At 69.9% G+C, this 17,838-nt stretch carries 22 protein-coding genes and 1 pseudogene; 12 read left to right on the top strand and 11 right to left on the bottom strand.

The window, feature by feature from the left end:
- Nucleotides 1-111: 111 nt before the first annotated feature.
- Genes ACIHAA_RS04470 through ACIHAA_RS04460 form a run of 3 tightly spaced genes read left to right on the top strand, consistent with a single transcriptional unit; the run spans nucleotide 112 to nucleotide 2,140 of the window.
- Complete coding sequence (locus tag ACIHAA_RS04470) at nucleotides 112-936, top strand: inositol monophosphatase family protein (RefSeq protein ID WP_399812940.1); 825 nt, start codon at nucleotides 112-114, stop codon at nucleotides 934-936.
- Between the two features lie 39 nt (nucleotides 937-975).
- Nucleotides 976-1,593, top strand: coding sequence for an NAD(P)-dependent oxidoreductase (locus ACIHAA_RS04465; protein WP_399812937.1), 618 nt, complete (start codon nucleotides 976-978; stop codon nucleotides 1,591-1,593).
- Nucleotides 1,594-1,609: 16 nt separating this feature from the next.
- Nucleotides 1,610-2,140 carry a nuclear transport factor 2 family protein gene (locus ACIHAA_RS04460; protein ID WP_399812934.1) on the top strand — a complete coding sequence of 177 codons (531 nt, stop codon included), beginning with the start codon at nucleotides 1,610-1,612 and terminating at the stop codon, nucleotides 2,138-2,140.
- Here ACIHAA_RS04460 and ACIHAA_RS04455 read toward each other — a convergent pair.
- The 3 genes from ACIHAA_RS04455 to ACIHAA_RS04445 form a co-directional block, all read right to left on the bottom strand.
- Complete coding sequence (locus ACIHAA_RS04455) at nucleotides 2,128-2,730, bottom strand: TetR/AcrR family transcriptional regulator (protein WP_399812931.1); 603 nt, start codon at nucleotides 2,728-2,730, stop codon at nucleotides 2,128-2,130. The two genes, ACIHAA_RS04460 and ACIHAA_RS04455, sit on opposite strands and share 13 nt — an antisense overlap.
- Nucleotides 2,731-2,835: 105 nt before the next feature.
- Nucleotides 2,836-3,702 (bottom strand): alpha/beta fold hydrolase, encoded by an 867-nt coding sequence (locus ACIHAA_RS04450; RefSeq protein ID WP_399812928.1) that lies wholly within the window; start codon nucleotides 3,700-3,702, stop codon nucleotides 2,836-2,838.
- 154 nt (nucleotides 3,703-3,856) lie between these two features.
- Nucleotides 3,857-4,171, bottom strand: coding sequence for a hypothetical protein (locus tag ACIHAA_RS04445; RefSeq protein ID WP_399812925.1), 315 nt, complete (start codon nucleotides 4,169-4,171; stop codon nucleotides 3,857-3,859).
- Here ACIHAA_RS04445 and ACIHAA_RS04440 point away from each other — a divergent pair.
- Entirely contained in the window at nucleotides 4,156-4,563 is a 408-nt protein-coding gene (locus tag ACIHAA_RS04440; RefSeq protein WP_399812922.1) for a MerR family transcriptional regulator, read from the top strand. The genes ACIHAA_RS04445 and ACIHAA_RS04440 overlap by 16 nt on opposite strands.
- A gap of 69 nt (nucleotides 4,564-4,632) precedes the next feature.
- On the opposite strand, the gene ACIHAA_RS04435 is transcribed toward ACIHAA_RS04440, so the two are convergent.
- Both ACIHAA_RS04435 and ACIHAA_RS04430 read right to left on the bottom strand, forming a co-directional pair.
- A complete protein-coding gene (locus ACIHAA_RS04435; RefSeq protein WP_399813721.1) occupies nucleotides 4,633-5,634 on the bottom strand; it encodes a beta-ketoacyl-ACP synthase III in 1,002 nt (333 codons plus the stop codon).
- On the bottom strand, nucleotides 5,631-7,385 hold the full coding sequence (locus ACIHAA_RS04430) for a fatty acyl-AMP ligase (protein WP_399812919.1): 1,755 nt from the start codon (nucleotides 7,383-7,385) through the stop codon (nucleotides 5,631-5,633). Before ACIHAA_RS04430 ends, ACIHAA_RS04435 begins: the two co-directional genes overlap by 4 nt.
- A gap of 20 nt (nucleotides 7,386-7,405) precedes the next feature.
- Here ACIHAA_RS04430 and ACIHAA_RS04425 point away from each other — a divergent pair, with 20 nt between their 5' ends.
- From ACIHAA_RS04425 to ACIHAA_RS04410, 4 genes are all read left to right on the top strand, one after another.
- Nucleotides 7,406-7,846, top strand: coding sequence for a LuxR C-terminal-related transcriptional regulator (locus ACIHAA_RS04425; RefSeq protein ID WP_399812916.1), 441 nt, complete (start codon nucleotides 7,406-7,408; stop codon nucleotides 7,844-7,846).
- 117 nt (nucleotides 7,847-7,963) lie between these two features.
- On the top strand, nucleotides 7,964-8,545 hold the full coding sequence (locus tag ACIHAA_RS04420) for a TetR/AcrR family transcriptional regulator (protein WP_399812913.1): 582 nt from the start codon (nucleotides 7,964-7,966) through the stop codon (nucleotides 8,543-8,545).
- A gap of 74 nt (nucleotides 8,546-8,619) precedes the next feature.
- Entirely contained in the window at nucleotides 8,620-9,198 is a 579-nt protein-coding gene (locus ACIHAA_RS04415) for a hypothetical protein (RefSeq protein ID WP_399812909.1), read from the top strand.
- Nucleotides 9,195-10,094 carry a cytochrome P450 gene (locus ACIHAA_RS04410; RefSeq protein ID WP_399812905.1) on the top strand — a complete coding sequence of 300 codons (900 nt, stop codon included), beginning with the start codon at nucleotides 9,195-9,197 and terminating at the stop codon, nucleotides 10,092-10,094. Before ACIHAA_RS04415 ends, ACIHAA_RS04410 begins: the two co-directional genes overlap by 4 nt.
- 125 nt (nucleotides 10,095-10,219) lie before the next feature.
- Here the strand turns inward: ACIHAA_RS04410 and ACIHAA_RS04405 are convergent, their stop codons facing one another.
- Entirely contained in the window at nucleotides 10,220-10,861 is a 642-nt protein-coding gene (locus ACIHAA_RS04405; protein ID WP_399812902.1) for a superoxide dismutase, read from the bottom strand.
- Nucleotides 10,862-11,260: 399 nt separating this feature from the next.
- On the opposite strand from ACIHAA_RS04405, the pseudogene ACIHAA_RS04400 reads away from it, so the two are divergent.
- Nucleotides 11,261-11,440: pseudogene (locus ACIHAA_RS04400) on the top strand (excisionase); the annotation flags it as partial.
- Between the two features lie 2 nt (nucleotides 11,441-11,442).
- The gene (locus ACIHAA_RS04395; protein WP_399813719.1) at nucleotides 11,443-11,862 is read left to right on the top strand and encodes a tyrosine-type recombinase/integrase; all 420 of its coding nucleotides are present in this window, start codon (nucleotides 11,443-11,445) and stop codon (nucleotides 11,860-11,862) included.
- Nucleotides 11,863-11,910: 48 nt separating this feature from the next.
- On the opposite strand, the gene ACIHAA_RS04390 is transcribed toward ACIHAA_RS04395, so the two are convergent.
- From ACIHAA_RS04390 to ACIHAA_RS04380, 3 genes are read right to left on the bottom strand one after another with little or no spacing between them, the layout of a single operon-like run.
- A complete protein-coding gene (locus tag ACIHAA_RS04390) occupies nucleotides 11,911-12,150 on the bottom strand; it encodes a hypothetical protein (RefSeq protein ID WP_399812899.1) in 240 nt (79 codons plus the stop codon).
- 45 nt (nucleotides 12,151-12,195) lie between these two features.
- Nucleotides 12,196-12,462, bottom strand: a complete 267-nt coding sequence (locus ACIHAA_RS04385) for a colicin D domain-containing protein (protein ID WP_399812896.1) — start codon at nucleotides 12,460-12,462, stop codon at nucleotides 12,196-12,198.
- 23 nt (nucleotides 12,463-12,485) lie between these two features.
- A complete protein-coding gene (locus ACIHAA_RS04380; protein WP_399812894.1) occupies nucleotides 12,486-14,051 on the bottom strand; it encodes a polymorphic toxin-type HINT domain-containing protein in 1,566 nt (521 codons plus the stop codon).
- Here ACIHAA_RS04380 and ACIHAA_RS04375 point away from each other — a divergent pair.
- Nucleotides 14,039-14,353, top strand: coding sequence for a hypothetical protein (locus ACIHAA_RS04375; RefSeq protein ID WP_399812892.1), 315 nt, complete (start codon nucleotides 14,039-14,041; stop codon nucleotides 14,351-14,353). The two genes, ACIHAA_RS04380 and ACIHAA_RS04375, sit on opposite strands and share 13 nt — an antisense overlap.
- An 85-nt stretch (nucleotides 14,354-14,438) precedes the next feature.
- Here ACIHAA_RS04375 and ACIHAA_RS04370 read toward each other — a convergent pair whose 3' ends face one another.
- Nucleotides 14,439-15,602, bottom strand: a complete 1,164-nt coding sequence (locus ACIHAA_RS04370) for a HoxN/HupN/NixA family nickel/cobalt transporter (RefSeq protein ID WP_399812889.1) — start codon at nucleotides 15,600-15,602, stop codon at nucleotides 14,439-14,441.
- A 155-nt stretch (nucleotides 15,603-15,757) separates the two neighbouring features.
- Nucleotides 15,758-16,675, bottom strand: a complete 918-nt coding sequence (locus tag ACIHAA_RS04365) for a LysR family transcriptional regulator (protein WP_399812886.1) — start codon at nucleotides 16,673-16,675, stop codon at nucleotides 15,758-15,760.
- Nucleotides 16,676-16,857: 182 nt separating this feature from the next.
- On the opposite strand from ACIHAA_RS04365, the gene ACIHAA_RS04360 reads away from it, so the two are divergent.
- Nucleotides 16,858-17,757, top strand: coding sequence for an SDR family oxidoreductase (locus ACIHAA_RS04360; RefSeq protein ID WP_399812882.1), 900 nt, complete (start codon nucleotides 16,858-16,860; stop codon nucleotides 17,755-17,757).
- Nucleotides 17,758-17,838: the final 81 nt, after the last annotated feature.

The raw sequence follows: 17,838 nt of genomic DNA, 5'->3' as shown, positions 1-17,838 counted from the left end.
GGGTAACCATTGGCCTTACAAGAGTGCACTGGCCATCATGTGTCGAGGGGCCTAGCGTCGTAGACGTCCGGACCGGAACGGCCGGTCCACCCCTGCTGATTGAGGTCTCCCATGTCCCTCACCCCTGTCTCCGACGCCCAGAGCCCGGCCGCGGAGAGCGCGCTGCTGTCCGGTGTCGTCGAGGCCGCCGCACAGGCGGGCGGCGCCCTGCTCAAGCGCTACTCGACCGCGGCTCGCCCGACGGGCCGCGAGGACATGTTCCGGGCCGGGTCCACCGACAGCGAGGTCTCGCTCGACATCCTGCGCCCCGCCCTGACGGCACTGCGCCCCGACGCGGGCTGGCTGACCGAGGAGTACGAGACCGCCGAACTCCCCGCGGGCGAGTGGTGGGTGGTCGACGAGGTCGAGGGCAACGTCAACCATGCGCACGGGCTGCCGGAGTGGGCGGTGACCGTGGCTCTGGTGCGCGACGGGGAGCCGGTCCTCGCCGTGGTGCGACAGCCGGTCGGCGACCTCACCTACACCGCCACGCGCGGCGGCGGCGCGCAGCTGAACGGGGCGCCGCTGCGGGTCTCGGCGAAGACCGACATGGGTGCCGCCATCGCGGTCACCGGGCAGGCCGAAGCCGGGCAGGACGACACCTATGAGCGCATAGGCCGCTCGATCACCGCGATGCTCCACCAAGCTCTGCTGGTCCGGGCGAGTGTGCCGTCCACCTTTCCGATGCTGCTGGTGGCGTCCGGGCACAACGACGTGTTCTGGCAGTACCACCCCACCCTGCCGGGTGTCGCCGCCGGGGTGCTGATGATCACCGAGGCGGGCGGCACGGTCACCCGGATCGACGGAAGCGCCTGGGGCCCGGGCGCGGACAGCATCCTCGCGGCCGCGCCCGCCCTGCACTCCCCCGCCGTCGCGGCCCTGGCCCCGCTCTCCTGACCACCACCACGTCGCCACGACCAAGCCAGAGGAGATCTCATGCAGTTGACCGTACTCGCCGCCTCCGGGGCCACCGGGCTGGCGCTGACCCGCCAGGCACTGGAGCGGGGACACACCGTGACCGCCATCGCCCGCAGCCCCGCGCGCATCCAGGTGCCCGACCATCCGCAACTGACCCGTGTCGCGGCCGATGTGCGCGATCCCGACTCGATCGCCGCGGCGCTGGACCGGAGCGACGTCGTACTGTCCGGCCTCGGCGTGGCCAAGGGGGACAAGCCCGGCGCCCTGACCGCGGGCGCCCGCGCGGTGGCCGCGGCCCGGCCCGGACGGATCGTCTGGCTGGGCGCCTTCGGCACCGGACCGTCCGCGCGGGCCGCCGGACTCGCCACCCGCACCCTGTTGAAGGCACTCGGTGAGGAGATGGCCGACAAGGTCACCGCCGACACCACCGTGCTGGAGGCCGGAGGCACCGTCTTCCACGCGGGGCCGCTGTCGGACAAGGATCTCAGCCCCACCAGGCGCACCGTCGGCCTCGACGAGGCCCCCAAGCGGCTCTTTCCCGCCTTCGTCAGCAGGCAGACCGTGGCCGCGGCCATGCTCGACGAGGCCGAGAACCCCCGCCATGCCGGACGGATCGCCCTTCCTCTCGGGCGCTGAGGGAGCGGGTGCGATCATGACGATGCCTGAATCCGTGGTGGACCGGCTGGCGATCGCGGAGACCGTCCACCGCCTCGCCTCCTCACAGGACGCCGGTGACTGGGCGGGGCTGCGCGCCCTGCTGGCCGACCGGGTCCAGCTGGATCTGTCGCGCCATCTGGGGATTGCGGCACGGGAGTTGAGCGCGGAGGAGTTCACCGAGCAGGCGCGCACAGTCGGGAGCGGCTTCACCGCCACCCGTCACACCCCGTCCAACCTGGTGATCGACCTCGACGGGGAAGGGCCGGGGGAAGAGCCAGGGGAAGGGGCAAGGGGACGGGAACGGGCGTACTGCCACGCGCACATCGTGGCCTTCCATCACCTCGCCGACGGATCCGGTGCACACCACTGCGTCATGCGCGGCACCTGGGAGCTCACCCTGTGCAAGACGGGGGGCCGCTGGCTGATCGAGCGGTTCACGGTGGTCAGGACCGCTCCGCTCGAAGGGGACCCGCATCTCTACGCCAGGGCGGCGGCCGCGGGGCACGCGCCGCCTCACCGGGATTGAGGGGCCGGGCGGGCGCCGAGCAGGTTCACCAGGCTGTCCTTGAGGAAGGTGTGGAGTTCCTCCCGGGCGCCCGGTTCATGGAGCGGCCAGTTGACGACGGCCTCCTCGCAGAAGGCCATCCACGCCTGGGCGGTCACGGCCAGGCGGGGCCGGTCGGGCAGCCCGGCGCGGCGGTGGTACTCCAGGACCCGTCCGGCGAGGGTCCTCCGGGTCTCGTCGACCACTTCCTGGACCGCCGGGTTGTTGGCGGGGGCGCCTCGGACGAGGGAGAGATAGACCGCGCGGTTGCCCAGCACATGACCGACGAAGCCGGTCATGGCGGCATCGAGCCAGGCGTCCGCGTCCAGCGAGGGATCGGGGGCGATGGCGGCGATCAGCTCACCGCACGCCTGGCGCACCACAGCCTGGTGGAACTCGCGTTTGCTCGCGAAGTAGTGGAAGAGCAGACCGCGGGAGATGGCCGCCCGGCGGGCGACTTCATCGGTGGACAGCTCGTCCAGCGACTGCTCGGCCAGCAACTGCCTTCCGATGGCAATCAGTTGCGCCCTGCGCTCCTCGGGGCTGAGGCGGGCCGCGCGTCTCTCGGGCACGTTGATCGTCCTCCAAGGTCCGGGCCTTCCCGGCCCTCCCGCCGGGAGAGGGCGGAAGGGGCGCTCGTCGGTACGGGCGCCCCTTTTCCGCATCGGGGCCGCCGGTCAGTGGGCGTGCTCCGCAAGGTGGTCCAGGACAAGCGGGACGACCAGGTCGGGAACCTCCTCGGGCAGCCAGTGGCTCGCCCCCTCCAGGCTCTCGAAGCGGTACGGCCCGTCGATGAAGTCCTCGGTGTTCTGCGCCGCTTCGCGGCCCAGGGCGATGTCCTCGCTGCCCCAGATGAAGAGCGTGGGGACGGTGATTCGGCCGGCGGGGACGGTCAGCGCGTCGTCGATGGCGCGGTACCAGTTCAGGGTGGCGGTGAGCGCCCCGGGCCGGGAGAGGCGGCTGATGTTGTCCTCGACCAGACGGTCCGGGATCCGGCCGCCGTAGACGCTGCGCAGCCGGGCCGCGTCGTCGGCGAGCAGGGCGGCTTCGGCCGCACCGTCGGGCTGGCGGAAGAAGCGCACGTAGTCGAGGCGGTGGTACTGCTCCTGGCTGGACTCGGCGGCCTGGTTCAGCGCCCGGGGGTGGGGGGTGGCGAGCACGGACAGGGACTTCAGCCGCTCGGGGTGGGTGCTCGCCAGGGCCCAGGCGACCATGCCGCCCCAGTCGTGTGCGACCAGGTGGAAGCGGTCGGCGCCCTGGGCGTCGGCGAACGCGAGGGCGTCGTCCACCAGGTGTTCCACGGCGTAGTCGGTCGGCTTCTCCGGGCGGGCGCCCGGTGAGTAGCCGCGCTGATCGACGGCGACGGCCCGGTATCCGGCTTCGGCCAGGGCGTGCAGTTCCTCGGTCCAGCAGTCGGCGAACTCGGGCCAGCCGTGGAGCAGCAGGACGAGGTCACCGTCCCGTGGTCCGGCGGCGAGGGCGTCGTGCCGGTGGGGGCCGACGTCGATCGTCAGTTCTTCCAGGCTGTGGGGGGTGGCGGCCATGGAGGCTCCTCCTGGTCAGCGGGGGCGGAACAGGGTCGGTCCGTCTTGTTGAGCCGTGCTCAACAGCAGCAGCATAGACCTCGGCCCATGAGGGTTGACGGTTGCTCAGGAGGCCGCGGCCGAGGGCCCGGACCGGGACCGGGCTCTGCGGGTGTCAGCCGCGCTTCACGCAGAGGGCGGTCTCGCCCAGGGGGCAGGTGCGCCAGCGGGCGGGGTCCGTCAGGTCGTCGGTCACCGCGCGGTCCGGGCCCAGGATGAGGTTGCCGACGAGCAGGGTGCCGCCGGGGCGCAGCAGGACGTGCAGGTGCCGTACGACCTCGTGGGTGCGCGTGAAACCGTCGAAGAAGGCCAGGTCGTAGGCGCACCCGGTGGTCCGCCCCGCTGTACGGGTAACGTGCCACGTGAACCAGGCTTCAAGGCAACGCGTGACAGGCGGGGTTGAGGAGGCGGCGGGTGGCGGAGCGGACACTCGACATCGGGGTGCTGGCCCGGCGGACCGGGGTCGCGCCCTCGGCGCTGCGCTACTACGAACGGCTCGGGCTGCTGTCCCCCGTGGGGCGCAACGGGCTGCGCCGGGCGTACGGCCCGGAGGCGCTGGACCGGGTGGCGTTGATCCTCAGTGCGCGGGCGGCCGGTTTCTCGCTGACGGAGGTGGCCGGGCTGCTCGCGGCGGAGGCCGGAGAGGTGCGCGGTCTGCTGGAGGAGAAGTGTCTCGGGATCGACGCGCACATGGCCGCGTTGACGCGGGCACGTGAGCGCATCGGGCACGCCCTGGAGTGCCGGCACGCCTCGCTGCTGGACTGTCCGACGTTCCGGGCGGGCCTTCGGGAGGCGCTGCCCGGCGACCGGCCGGGCCCGTGAGGTTCCGCGATCCGAACGGGGCGACGGCGGACCGCCCGGATCGCGGAGGTGTGCCCCCGGCGGGGTGCGTCAGGGCAGGGTCACCACTTGGGCCGCGTGGGCCAGTCCGGCGCCGAAGCCGATCAGGAGGGCGAGGCCGCCGCTGTCCACGGTGCCCTGGGACAGCATGCTGTCCATGGCGAGAGGGATGGACGCGGCCGAGGTGTTGCCCGCCTCGACGATGTCCTTGGCCACGACGGTGTGCTCGGGAAGCCGCAGCGCCTTGGCCGTGGCGTCGATGATCCGGGCGTTGGCCTGGTGCGGGATGAACGCCGACAGTTCCGAGGCCTCGATACCGGCCGCGGCCAGGGCCTGCCGGGCGACACCCGGCAGGACCCCGATCGCCCAGCGGAACACCTCGGGTCCGGCCATGCGCAGAGCGGGCCAGGGTCCGGGCCGCTCCCGGACGTCCTGCCAGGAACGGTCATGGGCGATGAGATGGTGCTGTCCGCCGTCGACGCCCCACACCACCGGGCCGATGCCCGGGGTATCGCTGGGGCCGACGACGACGGCACCCGCACCGTCGGCGAAGAGGAACGCGGTGCTGCGGTCCTCCGGGTCGATGATGTCGCTCATGCGTTCCGAACCGATCACCACGGCGTGGCGGACGCCCCCGGAGCGGACCAGGGAGTCGGCGAGCGCCAGGGCGTAGCAGAATCCGGCGCAGGCGGCGCCGATGTCCATGCCCGCGGCGGTCCTGGCGCCGATCAGATGGGCGACCCGGGGGGCCGCCGCGGGTGCCTGCTGGAGATAGGACATCGACGCCAGCAGCACGATGTCGACGTCGGTCGGGTCGACGCCCGACTGGGCCATGGCCTTGACCGCCGCCTCGACGGCCATGCGGATGACGGTCTCGTCGTCCTCGGCGAAGCGGCGGGTGACGATCCCCGACCGCTGGCGTATCCACTCGTCACTGGAGTCGATACGGCTGCATATCTCGTCGTTGCCGACCACCCGGGCGGGCCGGTCGACTCCGACGCCCAGGATGCGGGAGCCGGGCGTGGTGGGCGGGGCGCACAGCTTCGGCATCAGGTCTCCTGTCGGGACGCGGTGGACGCCGACAGCGTCGCGGGAGCGAAGGCGCCGTCCTCGTAGCGTTTCCGGCAGGCCCGGTGCTGCACCTTGCCGCTGGAGGTCTTGGGCAGGGCGCCCCGGCGGACCACGAGCAGTTCGTCCGGCTCCAGTTGCTGGTCCTGGCGGATCACCTCCCGTATGCGCGCGTGGAGTTCCCCTTCTTGCCGGGCCTTGAGCACCCGGCCGTCGGCCTCGACCAGTACCACCACGCGCTCCGCGCCGCCGTCGTCGACGGCGAAGGCGGCCGCGCAGTTGGGGTGCAGTCCCGGCACCGCGGTCTCCGCCGACAGCTCGATGTCCTGGGGGTAGTGGTTGCGGCCCCTGCGGATGATGACGTCCTTGAGCCTGCCGGTGACATACAGCTCGCCGTCGTGCAGGAAGCCGAGGTCGCCGGTGCGCAGACAGGTCTCCCCCGGTGTCTCGGGTGTTCCGTCGGCGCCGAGCACCCGGGCGCGGAAGGTGGCTTCGCTCACCTCGGGCCGGTCCCAGTACCCGGCGCCCACGCAGGGGCCGTTGATCCAGATCTCCCCGATCCGGCCCGGCGGGCACGGCCGCCGGGTGTCCGGGTCGACGATCCGCACCCGGGTGCCGGGGACGGTGCCTCCGCTGCCGGCGACGGGGGTCGCGTCGAGCGTCTCCTCGCCGACGATCTCTACGCGGTCCTCACGCAGGGCGTGCCTGGACAGCCACAGCACGGCGGGCTCCCGGTCCTGACTGCTTCCGGTGGCCTTCAGGGTGTTCTCGGCCAGGCCGTAGGCCGGGCACATGGCGCCCGGGCGGAAGCCGTGCGGTGCGAAGGCCGCGGTGAAGGCCCTCACGGTCGCCCAGCGGACGGGTTCGGCGGCGTTGGCGGCGAGCCGCCAGTGGGACAGGTCCCCCACCTTCGTGGCCTTCCCCTCCCAGGCCGCGCGGGCGCACAGATCGTAGGCGAAACTGGGGGCCGCGGTGTGGGTGCCGCGGAAGCGGGAGATCGCCTCCAGCCAGCGCGCGGGACGGCGGATGAAGGACTCCGGGGCCATCAGATACGACGGGATGCCCGCCCACAGGGGGATGACGATGCCGAGCAGCATCCCCATGTCGTGGAAGTGCGGAAGCCAGCTGACCACCGTGCCGTCGGGCCCGCACGGCCACAGTTCGTCGGTCTCCGCCGCGTTGGCCAGGAAGTTCGCATGGGTGACCATGACGCCCCTGGGGTCCTCGGTGGAGCCCGAGGTGTACTGGAGGAGGGCGATGTCCCCGGGTTCCGGGCCCGGGCCCGGGAGCCCGTCGGCCGCCTGGTCCGCGAGCGACTCCGAGTCCACGAGGGCGAGTCCGGCGAGTTCCGGCAGGCCGCCGAAGCGGTCCAGGAGGTCCTGCCGGACGGCGGCCGTGGTGAGCACGGTGGAGGTACCGGCGTCGTCGGCGACCCGGCGCAGCCGCTCCAGGCCCGCGCGGCCCCGGGGGACCTGCACGGGGGCGCCGGTGACCCGGGCGTACATGCAGCCCAGCAGGGCCCGTACGAATTCCGGTCCGGTCGGGTGGAGCAGCACCGCGTTGTGTCCGGACAGTCCGCGTGCCTCCAGCGCCGCCGCCCGGGTCCGGGCGGCGGTGTGGAGATCGCGGTAGGTCAGGGCCTCCTCCGGCTCCTCGCCGTCGCGGAGGAAGACATAGGCGGTCTCGTCGGGCTGCTTCTCGCTGCGCAGCCGCAGGGCCTCGGGGAGGGTGCGCACCTCACCCAGGGCCTGTTCCCATGGCCGTGGACATCCTGCACGCCAGTGATGCCCGGCTCGAACTGGCGCGCACCTTCGCCGACTTGAGCCAGGTCTACCATCTGCTGGGCACCTCAGACCGGGCGCGGATGATCGCCCGCCGGGCCTGGCAGCTGGCCAAGGCCTGCCGTGCGGAGCCGCTGTGCGAGCGGCTGATGCCCTGCTCGGGGCGGATTGTGCGCCGTCCCCATCCCGCGCCCCCGCCGAAGGCCCAGGGTGTGGAGTCCCTCAGTGAGGCGGAGCCCCGGGTGACCGCCCTGGCCAGCCAGGGGCTCACCAACCGGGAGATCGCCCGGAAGCTGCGCATCACGGTCAGTACGGTCGAACAGCATCCGACCCGGGCGTACCGCAAGCTCAATGTGCGTCGGCGCACCGACTTACCGGCCGAGACGCAACTCGACTTCGCCGGCGCCGCGTCCTGACCCACACATGGTCGGCAGGGATTGCCCAGGGGTGACCCGGACAGGAGGTTGATGCCGACCGCCAACAACTGATAGATTCTCTCATCAGTGAGAGATTCTCATTTGATTCGGGGACTCATGGGACTGCGCGAGCTCAAGAAGCTGAAGACCAAGAGAGAGGTGCAGCGCCAGGCGCTCCGGCTCTTCACCGAGCAGGGGTACGAGGCGACCACCGTCGAACAGATCGCGCATGCCGCGGAGATCTCGACGGCCACTTTCTACCGGTACTTCCGCGACAAGAAGGACGTACTCTTCAACAGCGAGTACGACCCCTTCCTGGAAGACGTGTTCACGAGCCGTCCGGCGGACGAACCGCTGGCCGGGGTCGTCCGCCACGTCTTCTGCGCGCTCGCCAGCCAGTTGCTGGACGCGGACCGCGAGGCACTGCTGATGCGGCACCAGCTGGTGACGAAGATCCCCGAACTGAGGGCTCGCCTCAACCAGGAGGCGACGGCGAACATCGAGCAGCTCACCGAGCTGATCGCACGCCGCACAGGCCGTGACGCCGACAAGGACCTCGGCGTACGGCTGGCCGCCATGACGGCGAACGCAGCCTTCGCGGCGGCCGTCCTCTACTGGCTGGACCGCCACGCCCAGCCCGACCTCACCGAGCTCATCGAGTTCGCCCTCCACCGCGTCGAAGACGCGCTCGACCTCTGACGAGCCACCGATGAAACACCTCTGCGCACCCACGCTCATGCCGAAGCCGCACCAGACTGAAACGAGAGACAGCGATGTACGCGGCCGTAGCGCGCACCATCGGTCAGCCGCCGGTTTACAGTGAGTTCCCCGACCCCACCCCCGACGAGGGCGAGGTCCTGATCAAGGTCACCGCGGCCGCGCTGACCAACCTCGGCAGGCTGGTCACCTACGACCCCGACTACTCCATCGGCGCGGAGCTGCCCTTCGTCGTCGGTGTCGAGGGCGTCGGCAGGCTGGAGGACGGCACCCGTGTCGGCTTCGCCGCCCAGCGCCCGCCCTACGGCTCGATGGCCGAACTCAGCGTCACCCTGGCCCCCTTGGCCTTCCCGATCGCCGAAGGCCTCGGTGACAGCGCCGCCGCCGCCATCATCAACGCCGGATTCTCCTCCTGGCTCCCCTTCGCCTCGCAGCTGAACATCAAGGCCGGTGACAAGGTGCTGGTCCTCGGCGCCACCGGTGTCGCGGGCAAGATGGCCGTCCAGATTGCCAAGCACCTCGGTGTCGGCCGCGTCGTCGCCCTCGGCCGCAACCCCGAGGCCCTGGAGCAGCTGTCGGCTACGACTTCGGCTCCTTCGAACGGACCGAGCCGCACCCCTTCGTCGGCGCGATGATCCGTACGCTGCGGTTCTCCACGGACCACGCGGTCGAACTGCCGCTCCTGGACGGGCTGCTGACCCGGCGGGCCCGGGAGCGCAACACCGAGGACATCCGGCTGATGGCCGAGATCATCGACGAGGTCGTGCAGAAGCGCATCGACAGCGGCGACACCAGCGTGGCCGACATGCTGGGCCTGATGCTGAACACCGGGCATCCGGCGACCGGTGAGAAGCTCGCCCCGGACAACATCCGCAACCAGATCATCACCTTCCTGGTCGCGGGGCACGAGACCACCGCGGGCGCGCTGTCCTTCGCCCTCTACTACCTGCTGAAGAACCCCGAGGCGATGGCCAGGGCGCAGGAGGAGGTGGACAGGGTCTGGGGCACCGAGGAGGACCCCGAGCCGGCCTATGAGCAGGTCACCAAGTTGCGGTATGTGCGGCGTTCGCTGGAGGAGGCGCTGCGGCTGTGGCCGACGGCACCGGGGTTCGCCCGCGAGGCCCTGCAGGACACCACGATCGGCGGCCGCTACACCATGCGCAAGGGCGCCTGGGCCGTCGTCTTCACGCCGATGCTGCACCGCAACACGGCGGTGTGGGGCGAGGACGCCGACGACTTCGACCCCGACCGGTTCTCGCCGGAGCGGGTGCGCGCCCGTCCCGGGCATGTCTACAAGCCGTTCGGTACGGGCATCCGGGCCTGCCTCGGCCGCCAATTCGCCCTGCACGAGGCGACGCTGTTCCTGGGCGCGCTGCTGCACCGCTACCGGATGTACGACCACGCCGACTACCAGCTGAAGATCGCCGAGCGGCTGACGCTGATGCCCCAGGGCCTCACGGTGCGGCTCACCCGCCGCCACACCCCGAGCACCCGCCGGACCCCGGCGGCCGGGAAGCCGACGGCGGTGTAGCCCGACGCTCCTGCCCCGCACACGCCGGAGGGCTCCCGGGCGGTCCTGCCCCGGGAGCCCTTCGCCGTGCGCCCGCCGTGACGGGATGAAGGCGTCACGGCCCAGGCGTCTGCGGTCCTACGACGTCACGGCGAGAGGAGCAGGGCGTTGCCGCGCTCCTTGGCGGCGGCGTAACGAGCCGCCACGTCCTGCCAGTTGACGACCTGCCACATGGCCTCGATGAAGTCGACCTTCTGGTTCTTGTACTGAAGGTAGAAGGCGTGCTCCCAGGCGTCGAAGACCAGGATGGGGGTGGAGCCCTGGCCGACGTTGCCCTGGTGGTCGTAGATCTGCTCCACGATCAGGCGGCCGCTCAGCGGCTCATAGGCGAGGACGCCCCAGCCGGAACCCTGAGTGGTGGCCGCCGCCTTGGTGAGCTGCGCTTTGAAACCGGCGAAGGAGCCGAAGGATTCGGCGATGGCGCCGGACAGCTCGCCCACACCGTCCTTGTCCAGCGGCTCGCCGCCGCCGTCGCCGGTCATGTTGTGCCAGTAGATGGAGTGCAGGATGTGTCCGGAGAGATGAAAGGCCAGGTTCTTCTCCAGGCCGTTGATCGAACCCCACGACTCCTTGTCCCGCGCCTCGGCGAGCTGCTCAAGCGTGTCGTTGGCGCCCTTCACATAGGCAGCGTGGTGCTTGTCATGGTGCAGCTCGATGATCTCCGGGCTGATCACGGGAGCCAGCGCCGAGTAGTCGTACGGGAGCTCAGGAAGCGTGTAGACCGCCATGTCCAGCGTCCTCCGACGTTATTGCGAATGGTATGCAGGTGCACGCTAACAGGCAGAACGGCAACTTGCGATCAGGCCTTGGACCTAGGCCCCCTCCCGTGTCGCCCCCGCACCGGGCTTCCCAACCGGGGCGTATGCATGCTCACACCCGGAACACCGCGAGCGACCCCATATGACATCCGGGTGCCCGCCCTTCAGCGGTGGGTGGGAAACAGGGCTCTCGGGGTGCCCCGACCGGCCGGTGCCACACGCTGGACTTTCGGGGGCACTTCTCCACCAAGACCCACGCCTACTCCACCACCCTCGTCCCCGCACCCTGGGCCTACGACGGCACCGACCTCACCCCGGACCTCGAACGCCTCGGCGGCATCCCAACGCGAGCAGAAGCGACGACCACTCATGCGTGACGACGAACTCCTCACCGTCCCCGAGGCGATGGCCCGCCTCAAGATCGGCCACTCCGCCCTCTACGACCGCCTGCGCACCCGCCGCCCGGCGTCGCTGACCATCGGCCGCGCCCGCCGCAGCCCCGCCCACGCCCTGGACGACTACGTCCAGCGCCACCTGGAAGGGGCCGCCCGATCAACGCTGCCAAGCGCAAGAAGGGCCGCAACAACGGCGAAGACACGAGCAACAGGAAAAGGAGCGAGAGACCGCAGGGGCAACCTGGAGAGAGCGGCTTCGTCTTCACCACACCGACCGGACGGCCCCCCGACCCGGCCAACCTCACCCGCTGCTTCCGCACCTTCCTCGACCGAGCCGGGCTCCGACGCATCCGCTTCCACGACTTCCGCCATTCGACGGCGACACTGCTCCGGGAACAGGGCGTCGACCTCGTCGTGATCCAAGGAGCTGTTGAGCCAGGCCCACGCGTCACCGCCGGCGTCTACGCCCAAGTACGCCTCCGACTCCAACGCCAAGCCATCAATCGGCTCGCTGCCGCGCTCATGGAAGAGGGCGGTGGCCCGGAAGAGCCACCGCCCCCATCATCCGTCCGCTGACGTTGCCGTCACGACCCGAGAGCAGGCCATGACGGCACGTGCGCCAATTTACCGCTCACCAAATTCCCCAAGCTCGTCAATTAGCCGCTGACGGGCAGCAGCCAACTGTTCTGAGTATGAGGAATCAAAGATCGATGACAACTGCGTCTCCAGTGATCCGCTGATTCTGAACAGAGCAGACCAAACAGCGCGATCGTCGACGAGCGCCGAGAAATCCTCTCGATGCATAATACGGTTCATCCACTCGGACAGGACGAGCGCCTGGTAGTTCGTCAATTCAATGTTCACGGAAATCTCTCTTCGGATCGCAGCTCTCACGTCGGCGGCCTATCACTACAGCTTCCCATCCCGTAGCAGGTACGTTAGCTGATCACCTGAGGATCGCCACCCGCCAAGGTACTCCCCGACGTTCGGACCGTTCGCGGCGAATGACGCGTGCAGCCCTGTGTCGTCCACGTAGTGGATAGCAGCCTGACCCCTGTACGTACCTTCAATCTGCCGCGTCCCTGGGTTCTTTACGAACTGCTCAATGGCTCGAATGAACGCTTGCCCGTTCGCCTTGTTGTAAGGCCCCTTTACGCCGAAGTCCTCAGCGTGCATAACACCCTGGTCGCTCGTTCGCATTAGTGATGTGGAAGTTTGCCGGACGACATCCAATTCGTTCCACATCCCGGCCCACTGTTATGCACCAGCACCGGCGTGGCCCCCGCCAGCACATAGTACGTGTGCAGGTCGTGGACGGTGAGGTTGTAGGTTCTGGCGGTCTTCTCGAAGGAGCGGTTGTGGCGGACGGTGACTGTGCTGCCGTCGACCGTGCGAAGGCTGTCCCCTGACCGCAAGTTCGCAGCATCGACCCAGGCGGCGGCCGACGGCGACCAGAAGGGGTGCTCGTTGGTGGCGGTGAGGTGCTCGGTGCCGCTACGGGACTCGATCGTGAGGTCGTTGAAGTGCTTGTCGTGCTCGGTGACGATCACGTTGGTCACGGCGCGGGCACCGGTGACCCCGGATACGGGGTCGGTCGCCAGGACGGAGTCGCCAACCTCGACGGTTTCGATCCTCTTTGTCGACTGGTCGGCCATGAGAACTCCGGTGCCGGCCAGGAAGCACTTGACACAGTATTCGGCGGCTTTTGCAGCACGGAAGGACTTGGCAATGGCCTCGACGCCCTCTTCCGCCTTCTTGAGGAGTTTCAGCTTGCCGATGGGGAGTACGCCGACCACGGCCAAGGTGCACCCGGAAGCCTCAGGGTGGTCAATGCAGTCCATGATGTCGGTGATACCGAGGACCGTCATGCCGCCGTCGAGCAGATGCTTGGCCAGGTCGGGGGCAACCTCCGGAGCCTCCAGAGGCTGTCCGGCCATCGCGCACGGCGGAACGCTGTCCCGGGACATGTAAGCGACACAGCGCTTCCTGGCCTTGGCCTTCTTTTCCTGCTCGCGCTGCTTCTGGCGCTCTTCCGCGGCCTGCTTGCTGGCTGCGGCCTGCTCCGCCAGACGCTTCGTCAGTACGTCGGACCAAGCCTTCGAAGCCTCGCTCCTGGCTTCCGAGGCACTCTTTCCTGTGGCTCTTGCACTCCACAGCGCATCGTCGGCAGCAGCGGCCGAGTCGCGCGCGTAGTTCGCGGACCATTCCGCCTGGGCGGCGGATTCCTCGGCGTTGGCGGCGTCCTGGTCGGCCCGGTCGGCGACGTTGCGGGCGGCGTTGGCGGATTGGGCGGCCTGGCTGGCGCTCTGCTGTGCCTGGTCGGCGGACTCCTTCGCATCCTGTGCGTAAGCGGCCGCCTGTTCGCCGGACTTCTTCGCCTCGGCGGCTGCCTTGTTCGCCTCGTCCTTGGCTTGCTTGGCCGTGGCGGCGGCCTGGGCTGCGAGGAAGCTGTCCTTGCGTGCCGTGGCAGCGGTGCCGTCGGCCTCGTGGAGCAGCCGCTGCATCTGCGCGGTGTGGGTCTGGGCGAGCTTGTCCTTGCGGTCGGCCATGTACTGGCCGACCTGGATGAACTCGTGCATCTGGTCGACCGGGCCGCTCATCGCAATCTTCCCGGCCGCCTTCATCTCCGGCCCGCCGTCGTTGATCAGCGTGGAGGCCTGCATGCGCTCGTCCAAAGCGCGGGAGACGTATTGGCCGCTATGGATGAACGACATAATCGCCTTGGGGCTGCCGTCAGCCAGGGCGGCCTTGGATGCCTCCTTCACCGCGGGGCCGCCATAGTTGCACCGCGAACACCGACGGCGGCTTCGGCGCACCCTTCTCCTCCTGGTCCAACACCAACGACGACTGGAAGCGGGAGAACCTGAAGTTCGTCGCCGGCGACTTCAACGCCGACGGCCGCGACGACCTCGGCGGCCTCTACGGCTACAGCGACGGCAAGGTGAAGATGTTCACCTGGACCACCCGTACCGACGGCAAGATCAATGGCGCCGCACCCGGCTGGACCAGCGCCACCACCACCAGCTGGGACATCAACCGCGGCACCGTCCTGCGCAGCGCCAACTGACGGTTGTGCCGTCGCACCTGCGGAGAGGAGCCCGGAAGCGGGAGACGGCCGTACCCCACGGGTACGGCCGTCTCCCGCTTTGGTGCTACTCGGTGGGCTCGGGGGCCGGTTGGGCCATGCCTGCTTCCCACTTCTCCTCGATGCGGGCGACCTTCCACACCACCACGGCGACGGCCCAGGTCGCGAAGAACAGGCCGACGATGACGTAGCCGATGGTGTTGAGGTCCAGGCCGGAGACCCAGTCCCAGAACGCGCCGTGCAGGTCGGCCTTCTCGGCCACCAGGCCGAGGAGTTCCACCGTGCCGATGATGAGCGCCACGGCGACGGAGAGGCCGGTCATGGTGAGGTTGTAGTAGACCTTGCGGACCGGCTTGGAGAACGCCCATCCGTAGGCGAAGTTCATGAAGGAGCCGTCGATCGTGTCGAGCAGGGACATGCCCGCCGCGAAGAGCACCGGCAGACACAGGATGGCGTACCAGGGCAGTCCGGCGGCCGCGCCCGAACCGGCGAGCACCAGCAGTGCGATCTCGGTCGCGGTGTCGAAGCCGAGGCCGAAGAGGAGACCCAGCGGGTACATCTGCCACGGCTCGGTGATGGACTTCATCAGTCGGCCGAGGATGCGGTTCATGAAGCCACGGTTGTTGAGCTGTTCCTCCAGGGCCGCCTCGTCGAAGTGACCGGCGCGCATCTGCCGGAAGACCTTCCAGATACCCACCATGATCATCAAGTTGATGATGGCGATGATGTAGAGGAACGTTCCGGAGACCGTGGTGCCGATCCAGCCGGTGATGTCGTGCAGTTCGGAGTTGTCGTTCTGCACGGGGCCCGCGAGTGCCTTCACGCCCAGGGAGAGCAGGAGGGCGAGGCCGAAGACGATGCTGGAGTGGCCGAGGGAGAACCAGAAGCCGACCGACAGGGGGCGCTTGCCCTCCCCCATCAGTTTGCGGGTGGTGTTGTCGATCGCCGCGATGTGGTCGGCGTCGAAGGCGTGCCGCATGCCGAGGGTGTAGGCGGTGACGCCGATGCCGATGCCGAACGTCTTGGTGCCCAGGCTGTAGTGCTCCGGCGCGACGATCGCGACCAGCGTGAACCATCCGATGACGTGCAGTGCGAGGATGAAGGCCGCCATCCCGCCTGCACCGGCCCACTCCTTCCGGGTCATCGACGTGCGTATGCGGTGCCAGGACATGCCGCGGTCGGCCGCCGGAGGGGCCGACCGGACCGGAGCGGAACCGGGAGAGGTGGTCATGGGGACGAGACCCTTACTTCTCGGCGATCGACTGTTTTCAGCCGCGCTCTCCAGGTTTCTGCGAACAGGTCGCAGCTACAAGTCCGTCGCAGTAAAGCCCACGTCCACATTTGGTCAAGGCCGCGAAAAGTGCACTGTTCAGTGTGGTCAAGGGGTCAGGACGCGGCCGGTGGTTCCGCGGTGGTGGGGCCGGTGAGCAGGGCGCGGGCGCAGGCGCTGAACTCCGCCACCAGGCGGCTGCGCTCGTCCGCCCTGGTCGCCAGGACCACATGGCTGGGCTCCACACCCTCCAGCGGGATCACGAGGAGGTCGGGGCGCAGACCGTTCGGGGAGACCCCGGCGAGAATGGCCACGGCCTCCCCGGCGGCGACGAGTTCGAGCTTGTCCTCCAGGGCGTCGATGAAGGGACCGCCGGGTGCCGGGCGGCCGTCCGGCCGGGGGTCGATGCGCCAGAATGCGCTCCAGGCCGGGTCGGAGCCGCGCACCTGGGGCAGCGGTTCGTCGGCGACATCGTCCAGGGTCACCGACTCCTTGCCCGCCAGGCGGTGGTCGCGCGGCACCACGAGCGACCGGGGCTCGGCGTACAGGACCGTGACATGCAGCCCGTCGGTGGCGAACGGCAGCCGGGCCACCACGGCGTCCACCCGGTGGTCCAGCAGTGCCGCACGCGCGTCGTTCCATTCGACGTGCAGGGACTGCACCTCCGCGTCCGGGCGGCGGCGCCGCAGCTCGCGCACCGCCGGGGTGACGATGAGATGGCTGAGGTAACCGACCACGATCCGGCTGGGCTCGGCGGCCGCCCGGGTGCGCGACGCGGCCTGGGCGGCGGACCGCAGCAGGGACTTGGCGAGCGGCAGGAAGACCTCCCCGGCCCCGGTCAGCCGGGTTCCCTGCGGGGCGCGGTCCAGCAACTGGGCACCCAACTGCTGTTCCAGGCGCCGGATCTGGCGGCTCAGCGACGGCTGGGTGACATGCAGCGCCTCGGCGGCCCGGCCGAAGTGCCGGTGTTCGGCGACGGCGGCGAAGTAGCGCACCAGTCGCAGGTCGAGATCGGGTGCGGTGGGTTCGGTCATGCGCGAAGCGTACGCCCGTCGTAATGGGGCAACAGCCGCCATAGCTGCTTCCACCTGCGGTGATGCCTGGGTCGTATGGCCTCATGCGAAACAGGCTTTGGACCCGTGGCCGCCTTGGCTCCGAGGATGGAGGCACCGGGACGGCCTCCCCCTCTTCCTCCCTCTCCCCCTCTGGAGTCAGTATGCGTGTCTTTGTCACCGGTGCCACCGGTTTCGTAGGTTCTGCCGTGGTCCAGGATCTCCTCGCCGCCGGACATCAGGTGGTCGGCCTCGCCCGGTCCGAGGAAGGCGCCACGGCCCTGAAGGCGGCCGGGGCCGAGGTGCACCGCGGTGACCTCGACGACCCCGAGGGCCTGCGCGGCCCGGCCGCCGCGTCGGACGGGGTCATCCACCTCGCCTACCGGCACGACCTGCTCACCGGCGGCGACCTCACCACGGCGGGCGCGGTCGACCTGCGGGCCATCGAGTCCCTCGCCGCCGCGCTCGAAGGCTCCGGCAAGCCCTTCGTCTACGCCTCCGGCACCGCCCTCATCCAGGGCTTCGGACGGCCCGTGACGGAGGAGGACGACCCCACGGAGGGGACGCACCGGACACCGGCGGAGAACGCGGTGACCGCGCTGGCCGGCCACGGCATCCGCGCCTCCGTCGTCCGCCTGCCCCCCACCGTGCACGACCGGGGCGACCACGGCTTCATCGCGTCCGTCATCGGCTTCGCCCGGGCAGCCGGGGTGTCGGCCCACATCGGTGACGGCGCGAACCGCTGGCCCGCCGTGCACCGCCTGGACGCCGCGCCCCTGTTCCGGCTGGCCCTGGAGTCCGCCCCGGCGGGCAGCCGCCTGCACGCCATCGGCGAGGAGGGGGTCCCCTTCCGTGACATCGCCGCCGTCATCGGACGCCGTCTGGGCCTCCCGGTCACCGGCCTCTCCGGGGACGAGGCCGCCGCCCACTTCGGCTGGCTCACCGCGTTCGCCGGTCTGGACGTCCCGGCCTCCAGCGCCCGTACGCAGCAGCAACTGGGGTGGCGTCCCGTCCATCCGGGGCTCCTCGCGGATCTGGAGGAGGGTCACTACTTCACGACCTGACCCGAGGAGTGACGAAGCGTCAGCTTTGCACCTGTTTCCACCCGCCCGGGACTAACGCGCCCCGGGCGGGTGTTCAAACCT

Source organism: Streptomyces sp. NPDC052040 (assembly GCF_044548405.1).
Classification (GTDB): Bacteria; Actinomycetota; Actinomycetes; order Streptomycetales; family Streptomycetaceae; genus Streptomyces.
Note: the sequence above shows the minus strand (reverse complement) of the source record. Positions and strands in the feature narration are given on the sequence as shown.